Source organism: Streptomyces albus subsp. albus (assembly GCF_000725885.1).
Taxonomy (GTDB): Bacteria; Actinomycetota; Actinomycetes; order Streptomycetales; family Streptomycetaceae; genus Streptomyces; species Streptomyces albus.
The window spans coordinates 24,081-36,145 of the sequence record NZ_JODR01000038.1 but is presented as its reverse complement, the minus strand read 5'-3'; the positions used below and the strand labels follow the sequence as shown (position 1 = coordinate 36,145).

Sequence of the window (12,065 nt, the reverse complement as noted above, 5' to 3'; positions counted from 1 at the left end):
GAGCCGGCGGCGGCACCGCCGGAGGCCGCCTGCCACGAGGCTGCTCTTCGCGACCGCTGAGGAGCCCTCCCGTCGGGCCGCTGGGACGTTTCTTTCGACGACTGAGGGCCCTGCTTCTTCCTTTGGGGAGAAGCAGGGCCCTCAGTGTCGTGTGACGTGCCGTCGGCTCAGCCCTTGCGGCTGGCGGCGTCGAAGACTGCCTTCGCGGTGGCACCCAGGCGGGGCCCGGCCAGCCAGGTGGCCGGGTGCGGGCCGATCGAGTTGACCGAGATCAGTTCCGGCTTGCCGTCCGAGCCCTCGACCAGCCAGGCGCCGCCCGACGAACCGCCGGTCATGGTGCAGCCGATGCGGTACAGCGCGGGCTGGGACGGGTCGATCGTGAGCGCGCCCGGTTTGTCGGTGCAGGAGTACATCTTGGCGCCGTCGAAGGGCGGGGCCGCCGGGTAGCCGTAGTTGCTCACGCCCCGGATGCGGGAGAGCGAGGGTGCCTTGAAGCTGACGCGGATGGCGTTGCCGACGGTCTCCTCCAAAGACTTGCCGGACTTGTTCACCGGCTGCACGCTCAGTACGGCGAAGTCCTGCTGGGAGCCGCCGCCCCCCGACTTCTCACCCTTCTGGATCCAGTAGTTGCTCGTCTGCGCCCACCTGACCCACCACTCGCCGTACGGGGCGACCTCCTGCGGCGGTGCGCTGTTGACCGAAGGCATGTCCAGGCCGCGGTCGTTGAACGCCGGGATGAAGGTGATGTTCCGCAGCCAGCCGCCGCTGCGCCCGGAGTGGACACAGTGGCCGGCGGTGGCCACCAGGTTGGACTTGCCGGGGTGACGCGGGTCGTGCACCACCGTTCCTGAGCACACCATGGGCCCCTCCGGGGTGTCCATGAAGACCTTGCCCGCCGGGGCGGCGTTGCGGGTGTACGGCGTCTTGACCGCCTCGGCCCGTACCGGGCGCGGCTCGGCGGTGTCGGCCGCTCCTGAGGTGCTCGCGATGTCCTTGGGGACCTTCTTCTCGTTGTCCTCGGCCTTCTTCATCCGGCCCAGGTCCCAGTGGCCCTTGAGGTACGGGTTGGCGAACTCCTTGGCCTCACGGACCCACTTGTCCTTGTCCCAGTTCTTCCATCCCCCGTTGCGCCACTGGTCGAGATCCTGGAACGAGCCCGGCAACTTCCTGGGCAGTTTGTCCCGCAGGCCGAGCCCGTCTCCGTCGTCGCCGGAATCGTCGCCCCCCTGCGGCGAGTCGGAGGCGGCCGGCTTGGCGTCCGTCTTCTTGCCGGAGCCGTCGTCCGAACCGCAGGCCGTCGCGGTGAGGGCCAGCGTCGCGGCGAGTGCCGCGGCGGCCAGCGCCGGACGCTTGTGTGGTGCTCTGCGTATGCGTGACATGTTTCGCGTTCCCCCTGAGACGTCATACGTGAGCGCGGTGTGTCCGCGCGCTGGCGCGGCGCCCCGCGCCGTACGGCCGGTCCGGCACCCCGGGTGCCGGACCGGGCGACCGGTTCAGCCCTCGCGGCTGACCGTGTCGAAGACCGCCTTGGCCTCCTTGCCGAGGCGGGCCCCCGCCAGCCAGTCGGCGGTGACGGGGCCGATGGAGGTCACCGACAGCAGCCGGGTCCCCGAGGCGTCGAGCCAGGGGCCCCCGGACGCGCCGGCCGTCATCGTGCAGCCGATGCGGTACATCGTGGGCTGCTCCGGGTCCAGCGTGAGGCGGCCGGGCTTGTCGGCGCAGCGGTACATCTTGGCGCCGTCGAACGGAGGCGCCGCCGGGTACCCGACCGCGGTGAGGCTCTCCACCGACTTCACCCGCGGCGTGCTGAAACTGACCTGGACGGCGCCGCCCGCCTTCTCCTCCAGCGAGGTGCTGTCCGTCTTGTCCTCGGGCTGCACCCGGAGCACCGCGAAGTCCTGCTGAGCGCCCTTGCCGCCGCGCTCGGCGCCGTTGTTGATCCAGTGGTCGGTCGTGCGGGCCCGCTTGGCCCACCAGATGCCCTTGGGCGCCACATCGCTCTGGGAGGCGTTGGCCAGCTGCTCGTTCGGCAGCCCCTTGGGGTTGTAGTCCGGGACGAAGACGACGTTGCGGTACCAGCCCTTGCCCTTGCCGCCGTGCACGCAGTGGCCGGCGGTGGCCACCAAGTTCGACTTGCCCGGGTGGCGCGGGTCCTTGACGACGGCGCCGGAGCAGACCATCGAACCCTTCGGGGTGTCCATGAACACCTTGCCGACCGGCAGATCGTCCTGGGTGTACGGCGTCGGTACGGCGCTCGCCTTCACCGGCTGCGGCGTCGGGTCGGTGACCCCCTCGTCCTCACCCGTGCCGTCCCTGCCGCCGCTCTGGCCGTCGTCGATGTCGGAGTCGTCGACCTTGCGGTCGTTCCCGTCCGCGTCCTTCATACGGTCCGGGTTCCACAGGTCATCGATGATCGGGTTGAAGAACTGTTTCGCTTCTTTCAGCCACTTGTCGCGGTCCCAGTTCTTCCAGGCGCCGTTCTTCCACGCGTCCAGGTCCTTGAGGGAGGTCGGCAGGTCCTTGGGGAGGTCGTCCGGAAGCCCCAGATCCTTCTTGAGGTCACCGGTGAGGTGCTCGCTGGAGGCGGGGGACGGCTTGCCGTCCGCCTGGTCGTCCTCCGGGCCGCAGGCCGTCGCGGTGACCGCGAGCACGGCGGCGACCGCTGCTGCGGCCAGCGCCGAGCGGCGCCGTGCGGACCTGGCTATCGATGGCATGGCTGTAACTCCCCCTGAAGCGGATCGTCGTGCCTGTTGCGTGGTGCCTGTTGATTTGTCATGAACCTAGCTGAGTGGGGCGCCCCCACTATGCCCGGTGGTGTTCGGGACGGGCACAGCAGGGTCCGCGGTTCCCCGGCGCACGCCGCGCGTGATGCGCCCCCGTGTCGCTTCACTGTGCCCCGAGCGGAAACGGATCGCCGACCAGCCCGTGATCCCGCGTGGCTCCCCTCGTTGGTGCGTACGGGGGACAGTGGCTCGCTGCCCAGCGCGCCCAGTCGACACCAGCTGAGGAGACCTTGAGTGAACGCGCGCTCCGGAGCCGACTGCCCGCAGGAACCGGTCCGTGAGGGGCCGGTCCGCGTGATCGAGCCGAAGGTTCCGCCACAGGAGCGCCGCACCGGGCTCCAGGAGGACATCCCGGCCGAACAGCACGGGACGACGGCGGCCGCAGGAGGTCACGCCACCGAGCAGGAGGGAACCGCCGTACGGCATGTGACCGACGGGCAGGACGCGCCGGATACGACCGGGAACGGGTACGGACTCGGGAACCAGCAGGCGGGCGAGGACCGGTACGCGGACGTCACCGAGAGCCGGCAGGCGGCCGAGAGCCGGTATGCGACCGACGTTCGGCCCGATTCCGAGGCACTACGCGTGTCCGAGACGCGGCGCGTGCCGGAAGCGCGGCATGCGTCCGACCCCCGGCATTCACCGGGCGGGCGGCGAGCCGATGAGCGGCACCGGATCGGTGAGCGGCACCTGGGCGGATCCCCGCGCCCCGGCGTACGGCAGCGGAACGGCGCCCGGTATGACGTGGTGCACGCGCCCTGGGAGGGCGGCGGGCGCGAGAGGGAAGCTGCACCACCCCGCATCGCACCGTACGATCCCCTGCACGACCGTGACCCCGGGAGGGCTGCCGACGCCGCCGCGACGGAGAACCTGCTGCGCTGCTGGGTCCGGGAGACCGGTCCGGCCCGACCCGCGAACGGCCTTCTGCGGATCCCGCTGCCCGCCAGCGGCACGGCCCTGCTGGTGCCGGTGCGGCACTGGTCGTCCGTGGGGTGGCACCGGTTCGACCCGCCTTTCCTGGAAGGCGCCCCCGGGCACGCGGCGCCCCTCGAAGCCGTCGCCGTCGCTGCTCTTCTCGGACGCGAAGCCGCACAGGGTGCGGCAGACGCCGCCGCGCACGGGAGTGCCGAGACCACCGCCGACGCGGCCCCCACCGGAAGCAGCAGCGCAGCCGCCTGCACCCGGGAGAACGCGGCCCTCGTCGGCCGTGTCGCCGACTCCCTCCAGCGCACCGCGCGCTTCCTCGCCGACCGCCGTGCCCACCCCGAACCGCCACCCGGCACCGGCCCGTTCCTCGACGGCGAACAGGCTCTCCTCTTCGGCCACCCGCTCCACCCCACCCCGAAAAGCCGCGAAGGGCTCTCCGACGCGGAGGAGAGCGCCTACTCGCCCGAACTGCGCGGCAGCTTCCCCCTGCACTGGATGGCGGCGCACCCCTCCGTCCTGGCAGGAGCATCCGCATGGACGGAGCGGGGCAAGCCCGTTCCGGCACCGGAGCTGGCACGGCGCCTCGGCGGGAAGGCGCTGGCTGACCGGCTGCCCGGCGAGTGCGTACCGCTGCCCCTGCACCCCTGGCAGGCCGGCGAACTGCGGCACAGCCCGGCCGTCCGCCGACTGCTCGACGCCGGCCTCCTGCACGACCTGGGGCAGGCGGGAGAGCACTGGCACCCCACTTCCTCCGTGCGGACCGTTTTCCGCTCCGACAGCATCGCCATGCTCAAGCTGTCCTTGGGACTGCGCATCACCAACTCGCGGAGGGACAACCTCCGCAAGGAACTGCTGCGCGGCATGGAGGTGCACCGACTGCTCCGCGGCGGACTGGGGACGGCGTGGCGGGCCGCCTGCCCCGGGTTCGACATCGTGCGCGACCCCGCGTGGCTCGGGGTGGACGTGCCCGGAGAGGGACGTCTGCCCGGGTTCGACACCGTCATCCGGCACAACCCCTTCACCGGCGGCGAGGACGCGGTCTGCGTGGCCGGGCTGACGGCGCCCGTACCCGTCGCGGACGACCCCTCCGGAGCGCTGCGCTCCCGCCTCGCCGCACTGGTGACCGCCCTCGCGCAGGACACCGGGCGGCCCGTCGGCGCGGTGGCCGCCGAGTGGTTCCTGCGGTACCTGCACGCCGTCGTACGGCCCGTCCTGTGGCTGGACGCGCACGCCGGCATCGCCCTGGAAGCGCACCAGCAGAACACGCTCGTGCTGCTGGACGAGGACGGATGGCCCCGCGGCGGGCGGTACCGCGACAATCAGGGGTACTACTTCCGCACCTCGCACCGTGACGCGCTCAGCGGGCGGCTGCCCCGGGCCGCCCTCGGCGTGGCCAGTGACACATTCGTCGCCGACGAGGTCACCGACGAACGCTTCGCCTACTACCTCGGCATCAACAACGTCTTCGGACTCATCGGTGCTTTCGGCGCCCAGCAGCTGGCCGACGAGCGGCTGCTCATCGCCGCCTTCCGCAGCTTCCTGGCCGATGCCGCCCGTGAACGCCCGGCGTCCCCGCTGCCGGCGCTTCTGCTGGAGTCACCGACGCTGCGCTGCAAGGCCAACCTGCTGACCCGGCTGCACGGCCTGGACGAGCTGGTCGGCCCGGTGGACACCCAGTCCGTCTACGTCACCCTCGACAACCCGCTCGTCCCATGACCCTGTAACCCCGGCCCTCCAGGAGAGGAGACGTCGTCATGCCGCATCCCCAGCCGGGCTCCGCACCACCAGCCGCAGCCCCGGGCGTCGGCCCGGGCCAAGCCGGCCCCGCAGCCGTGAGCACCGCGGAGACCGGCGCAGACCCGAGCAGCGACGACCCCCTCACAGCCGGCAACGGTGGACCCGCCGCTCCGGCGGCCAGTGGCGTGACCGCCGCACGGATCGCTGGAGCGACGGACGGAGCGGCCGGAAACCTGGCCACCGCACCGGCCCACGACGAGGAGACGGAGGACACCCTCGACCTGGAACTGCCGCACGAATGGCCCGAACTGCTCGCCCGGCGAGCGGCTTGTCCCGGGCCGGCGGAGGAACCCCGGCCGGGCACCGCGCCCGGCGAACTGCTCGACCACCCGGCAACCTGGCCGGCCGTCCCCACCGCGGCGGGCCGTTTTCAACTCGTTCCGGTACTGCTGGCGCGCGATCTGCCGTTGATCTCCGCCTGGATGAACGACCCCGCAGTGGCTGCTTTCTGGGAGCTGGCCGGGCCGGAAGAGCTCACCGAAACGCATCTGCGCCCGCAGGTCGAAGGTGACGGCCGCAGCATCCCCTGCCTGGGGGTGCTCGACGGGACCCCGATGAGCTACTGGGAGCTCTACCGGGCGGACCTCGACCCGCTGGCCCGCCACTTCCCGACCCGGCCGCACGACACCGGTGTGCACCTCCTGATCGGGGGAGTCGCCCACCGGGGACGCGGCCTGGGCACGCTGCTGCTGCGTACGGTCGCCGATCTGGTTCTCGACCGCCGTTCCCGGTGCAGCCGGGTGCTCGCGGAGCCGGACGTGCGCAACGTGGCGTCCGTCGCGGCCTTCCTGGGCGCGGGCTTCCGGCTCTGCGCCGAGATCGAACTGCCCGGCAAACGCGCGGCCTTGATGATTCGTGACCGCGAACTGGGCCACCTGCTCTGAACCGGTGCGCACGGCAGGTCCCGCCGTGCCGCGACCGTGCCCGTCCACGCGCGCACCCCACAGGCGCCCCGTGCCCACCCCTGAACCCGCCCCCCCACATTCCGCTTCCCACAAGGAGCAACATCCGTGTCCCGAAAACCATCTGTCCCCTCTTCCTCGGACGTGGCCCCGCTAGCCGTCCCCACCGGCTTGGAGGCAGGGCCCGACCACTGGCGCCGGGCGGCCAGGCGGCTGCTCGCCAAGCTGCTCGCCGAGTTCTCCTACGAGGAGATCCTGTTCCCACGGGCCCTGTCCGGCGCCGTGCCCGACGGGTACGAACTGCCGGTGGACGACGGGCTCACCTTGCGTTTCCGGGCCCGCCGGGGCGCCTACGGCCACTGGAGCATCGACCCGGCGTCAGTGACCCCCGAACTGGACCCGCTGGACTTCGTCCGCCGCGCCAGGTCACTGCTGGGCCTGTCAGCCGAGACGGCCGGGCACTATCTCCGCGAACTGGCCGCCACCCTCACCGCGGACGCCGGGCTGCTGGCCACCGAACTGCCGGCCGCCCGGCTCGCCGACCTGGGATACGCCGAACTGGAAGGCCACATGACCGGCCACCCCTGGCTGGTCGCCAACAAAGGGCGCCTCGGTTTCTCCGCCGGCGACGCGGAACGCTGGGCGCCCGAGGGCCGCACCGCGAGCCCTCTGCCGTGGATCGCCGTGCACCAGGACCTGGCGGATTACCGGGGCGTTCCCCGGCTCGCGGAGGCGGAACGTCTCCACACACGCGAACTCGACGGGCAGACCCTCGCCGCCTTCCACGCATGCCTGCGCTCGCGCGGCCTGGCGCCGCAGGAATACCTGTGCATGCCGACGCACCCCTGGCAGTGGGACGAAACCATCGTCCCGCTGTTCGCCCCCCAGGTGGCCGCCGGGTACATCGTCCCGCTCCCCACCGACGGCGACCTGCGCCTGCCCCAGCAGTCGATCCGTACCTTCCTCAACCTCAGCAGACCGGACCGGCACACCGTCAAGCTGCCGCTCGCCATCCTCAACACACTGGTGTGGCGCGGGCTGCCCACCGAACGCACCCTCGCCGCGCCCGCCGTCACCCGGTGGGTGCAGGGGCTGCGCGACCAGGACCCTTTCCTGAGCGACGAATGCCGGGTCATTCTCCTCGGGGAGGTGGCCTCGGTGGCCGTCCGGCACCCGGTCTACGACGTCCTGCCCGGCGTGCCCTACCAGTACCGCGAACTGCTCGGGTGCATCTGGCGCGAGCCCCTCACCCCCGGCCTCGACCCTGGTGAGCGGGCCCGCACCCTGGCGGCCCTCATCCACACCGACGCGGACGGCCGTGCCCTCACCGCCGAACTGGTGGCCCGTTCCGGACTGGAGCCGGTGGTGTGGCTGCGGCACCTGTTCGCGGCACTGCTGCCGCCCCTGCTGCACTTCCTCTACCGGTACGGCACGGTCTTCTCGCCGCACGGCGAGAACGCGATCGTCGTCTTCGACGAGCAGGACGTGCCGGTACGGCTGGCCATCAAGGACTTCGTCGACGACGTCAACGTGAGTGCCGAGCCGGTCCCCGAACACGACTCCATGCCCTCCGACGTACGGGATGTGCTGCTGACGGAACCTCCCACGTTCCTCACCCAGTTCATCCACTCCGCACTCTTCGTCGGCGTCTTCCGTTATCTGGCCCCGCTGTGCGAGGAACAGCTGGGGGTTCCGGAGGAGGACTTCTGGGCGCTCGTACGCGGCGAGATCGACCGCTACCAGCAGCGCTTCCCGGCCCTCAAGTCCCGGTTCGAGACCTTCGACCTGCTCACGCCGCGCATCGAACGGCTCTGCCTCAACCGGAACCGGCTGCACACGGACGGCTACCGCGACCGTTCCGAGCGTCCGCACGCCGCCGTCCACGGCACCGTCCGCAACCCGCTGCACTGAACCTGATCTCCGTGGCCCCCCGGGGCGCCCGGCCGCCGCACCGCCGGGCGCCTCACCGGACTCCGGTTGTGTACCGGTTCCCTGCCCCGGGGCGGGTGCTCGGGCGTCCTGCCGCCGGCCGGGCGCACGCCGGCCTCCCGCTGGGATCCGGTGCGTAACGGAACGGGCACTTGGTGTGTCAGAACGGGCATGGAACCCACAGCGGAAAGCAGTCGGGAAGAGACCGTCCTCGACCAGGTCGGACCGTCGGGGACCGGAGGGGATCGCGGCCGAGCGGAGTGTCAGTGGAGCCGCGTAAGGTGTCGGGTCTATGAGCAAGCCCGCCGTCACCGAACTCCTCAAGGCCGCCGTCGACGCCGTGAAGGGCACCGAACGCACTGGTCAGGCCGCCATGGCCGAGGCCGTCGCCGAGGCTGTCGACTCCGGCCGCCACCTCCTCGTTCAGGCGGGCACCGGCACCGGAAAGTCGCTCGGCTACCTGGTGCCCGCGCTCGCCCACGGCGAGCGGGTCGTGGTCGCCACCGCCACGCTCGCGCTCCAGCGCCAGCTCGTGGAGCGGGACCTGCCGCGCACCGTCGACGCGCTGCATCCACTGCTGCGCCGCCGTCCCGAGTTCGCCATGCTCAAGGGCCGCTCGAACTATCTGTGCCTGCACCGCCTCCACGAGGGCGTCCCGCAGGAAGAGGAGGACGGCCTCTTCGACCCGTTCGAAGGCGCTGCCCCCACCTCGAAACTCGGCAAGGACCTGCTGCGGCTGCGCGACTGGTCGGACGAGACGGAGACAGGCGACCGCGACGACCTCAAGCCGGGCGTCTCCGACCGTGCCTGGGCCCAGGTCTCCGTCACCTCACGCGAATGCCTGGGCGCCAGCAAGTGCGCCTACGGGGCCGAATGCTTCGCCGAGGCCGCCCGCGAGCGCGCCAAGCTGGCCGATGTCATCGTCACCAACCACGCACTGCTGGCCATCGACGCCATCGAGGGCGCGCCGGTGCTTCCCAGCCACGAAGTGCTGATCGTCGACGAGGCCCACGAACTGGTCTCCCGCGTCACCGGCGTGGCCACCGGTGAGCTCACCCCGGGCGGGGTCAACCGCGCGGTGCGCCGCGTCGCCAAACTGGTGGACGAGAAGGCGGCCGACCAGCTCCAGACCGCTTCGGAGACGTTCGAGCGACTCATGGAGCTGGCCCTGCCAGGCCGGCTGGAGACTCTTCCGGAAGACCTCCAGTACGCGCTGATGGCGCTGCGGGACGCGGGCCGGGCCTGTCTGACGGCTCTCGGCAACACCCGGGACGCCTCCGTCCAGGACGAGGACGCGGTCCGCAAGCAGGCCAAAGCGTCGGTGGAGAACGTCCACGACGTAGCGGAACGCATCCTGGAGGGCTCCGAGTTCGACGTCATCTGGTACGAGCGCCACGAACGCTACGGCGCCTCGCTGCGGGTGGCGCCGCTGACGGTTTCCGGCCTGCTGCGCGAGAAGCTGTTCGCCGACCGCTCGGTCATCCTCACCTCCGCCACCCTGAAACTGGGCGGCGACTTCAACGGCGTGGGCGCGTCTCTCGGTCTGGCCCCCGAGGGGATCGGTGACGACGACGAGGACGCCGAGACGCCGCCGTGGACGGGGCTCGACGTCGGTTCCCCCTTCGACTACCGCAAGCAGGGCATCCTCTACGTCGCCAAGCACCTGTCGCCGCCCGGACGCGATGCGCAGCGCAGCGACATGCTGGACGAACTGGCCGAGCTGGTGGAGGCCGCCGGTGGCCGCACCCTGGGGCTCTTCTCCTCCATGAGGGCGGCGCGGGTGGCCGCCGAGGAACTGCGCGGACGTCTCGATGTGCCGATCCTGCTCCAGGGCGAGGAGACACTGGGCGAGCTGATCCGGCGCTTCGCCGAGGATGCGGAGACCTGCCTCTTCGGCACCCTCTCGCTGTGGCAGGGCGTCGATGTCCCGGGTCCGAACTGCCAGCTGGTGGTGATGGACCGGGTGCCCTTCCCCCGCCCCGACGACCCGTTGATGAGCGCGCGGCAGAAGGCGGTCGAGGAGGCGGGCGGCAACGGTTTCATGGCGGTGGCCGCAACCCACGCCGCGCTGCTGATGGCGCAGGGAGCCGGCCGGCTCGTTCGTGCCACGGGGGACAGGGGAGTGGTCGCCGTCCTCGATCCGCGACTTGAGCGGGCCCGGTACGGCGGTTTTCTGCGGGCCTCTCTGCCCGACTTCTGGTACACGACGGACCGCAACCAGGTGAGGCGCTCCCTGGCCGCCATCGACGCCGCGGCGAAGAAGGGCTGACAGGGGCGGTCGCCCGGCTGTCGGCCGTCAGCGCCGCCGTCGGAGACCGCAGGGGATGCCGGGGCAGGGGGGCGGATCCGGGGGGCTGCCTCGTCAGGCGAGGGGCGGCCCTGGTCCGTGCCGGGGGCAGCCGGAGCAAGAGGGCGGACGGATGCGTGCCGCTCGGCCGCGGTGGTGGAAAAGGAGCGGGCCGCCGGTTCCGGTGCGAAGGGAACCAGCGGCCCGTGGGGCCCCGAGGGGCTGCACGGCGACCGGTGGGGCCGCAGATGGCGGCGGGGCGGTGCCGTGGTGAGGATCCAGAAGAAGAGAAGTCGGTCAGACCCTCCGCAGAACGGCGACGACCTTGCCCAGGATGGTGGCGTCGTCGCCGGGGATGGGCTGGTAGGAGGAGTTGTGGGGCAGCAGCCACACGTGCCCGTCCTCCCGCTTGAAGCGCTTCACGGTGGCTTCGCCGTCGAGCATGGCCGCGACGATGTCGCCGTTCTCCGCGACGGGCTGGCGCCGGACGGTGACCCAGTCGCCGTCGCAGATCGCGGCCTCGATCATCGAGTCGCCGATGACCTTGAGGACGAAGAGTTCACCGTCACCGACGAGTTGGCGCGGCAGCGGGAAGACGTCCTCGACGGATTCCTCCGCGAGGATGGGACCGCCCGCGGCGATCCGCCCGACCAGGGGAACGTAGGAGGCGGAGGGCTTCCCCGCGGTGTCGGCGGCGGCCTGTGCGGTGCTGGGCGTGTCCGAGCCGCGCACCTCGTAGGCACGGGGCCGGTGCGGGTCACGGCGGAGGAAACCCTTGCGCTCCAGTGCCATCAGCTGGTGCGCCACGGAGGAAGTGCTGGAGAGTCCGACAGCCTGACCGATCTCCCGCATGGACGGCGGATATCCGCGCCGCTGGACGGAGTCGCGGATCACCTCGATCACCCGGCGCTGTCGCTCCGTGAGTCCGGAACTGTCCGCTCGGATACCCGGAGGTCGGCCGGGCAGTGAGCGCTTCGCCTGATGGGCTTCCTGAGGATCTCCGTTGGAGGCGTGCGCGGCGTTCCCCGCGCTCACCGCGTTCACGGTGTTCGCGGCATGCGCGACGTTCGCGGCGTCATTCACCGGCTGAATTTCGTCCATTGCCTGAGCTGAGCGATTCTGGGAGGTGATGGTGGCGCTGTCTGCGGTCGTGGTCACGTCGGCCCCTCTCGATAAGTTCTCCCTAGCCGGACAACGGTAGTTGGTTTCGAAAGGTTGCGCCAAACACACGTTCGAGTGAAAATTCGCAGATCTGCGGACTCCTTCGGCCTCATGGGTGTATAAGTCGCGCTTTCGCTCGTACCGGCGGGTTTCGCAGGGCCTTCGGAATCCGTGTGACCGGGTTTTCCGTTCGCTCTCGCGGTCTGTTCGCAGGTGCGGTCTGTTCGTTGTCGGGGTCGGTGGTCGCTTCTTTTTCGTCTGTCGTTGTGTCTGTTGTCG

6 protein-coding genes and 1 pseudogene are annotated in these 12,065 nt (G+C 71.1%); 4 read left to right on the top strand and 3 right to left on the bottom strand.

From position 1 onward, the window contains the following. Positions 1 to 167: 167 nt before the first annotated feature. Both IO40_RS0130685 and IO40_RS0130680 read right to left on the bottom strand, forming a co-directional pair. On the bottom strand, positions 168 to 1,379 hold the full coding sequence (locus IO40_RS0130685; protein ID WP_016470242.1) for a trypsin-like serine peptidase: 1,212 nt from the start codon (positions 1,377 to 1,379) through the stop codon (positions 168 to 170). Positions 1,380 to 1,493: 114 nt separating this feature from the next. Then, the gene (locus tag IO40_RS0130680) at positions 1,494 to 2,714 is read right to left on the bottom strand and encodes a trypsin-like serine peptidase (RefSeq protein WP_016470243.1); all 1,221 of its coding nucleotides are present in this window, start codon (positions 2,712 to 2,714) and stop codon (positions 1,494 to 1,496) included. Positions 2,715 to 3,017: 303 nt separating this feature from the next. Here IO40_RS0130680 and IO40_RS0130675 point away from each other — a divergent pair, with 303 nt between their 5' ends. The 4 genes from IO40_RS0130675 (at position 3,018) to IO40_RS0130660 (ending at position 10,607) form a co-directional block, all read left to right on the top strand. Then, positions 3,018 to 5,426, top strand: coding sequence for an IucA/IucC family protein (locus IO40_RS0130675; RefSeq protein ID WP_031176558.1), 2,409 nt, complete (start codon positions 3,018 to 3,020; stop codon positions 5,424 to 5,426). A gap of 38 nt (positions 5,427 to 5,464) precedes the next feature. Then, complete coding sequence (locus IO40_RS34330; RefSeq protein ID WP_016470245.1) at positions 5,465 to 6,391, top strand: GNAT family N-acetyltransferase; 927 nt, start codon at positions 5,465 to 5,467, stop codon at positions 6,389 to 6,391. Between the two features lie 126 nt (positions 6,392 to 6,517). Further along, on the top strand, positions 6,518 to 8,320 hold the full coding sequence (locus IO40_RS0130665) for an IucA/IucC family protein (RefSeq protein WP_031176557.1): 1,803 nt from the start codon (positions 6,518 to 6,520) through the stop codon (positions 8,318 to 8,320). A 310-nt stretch (positions 8,321 to 8,630) separates the two neighbouring features. Then, the gene (locus IO40_RS0130660) at positions 8,631 to 10,607 is read left to right on the top strand and encodes an ATP-dependent DNA helicase (protein ID WP_031176556.1); all 1,977 of its coding nucleotides are present in this window, start codon (positions 8,631 to 8,633) and stop codon (positions 10,605 to 10,607) included. A 315-nt stretch (positions 10,608 to 10,922) separates the two neighbouring features. Here IO40_RS0130660 and lexA read toward each other — a convergent pair. Next, positions 10,923 to 11,618: pseudogene (gene lexA, locus IO40_RS0130655) on the bottom strand (transcriptional repressor LexA); the annotation flags it as partial. Between the last annotated feature and the right edge of the window lie 447 nt (positions 11,619 to 12,065).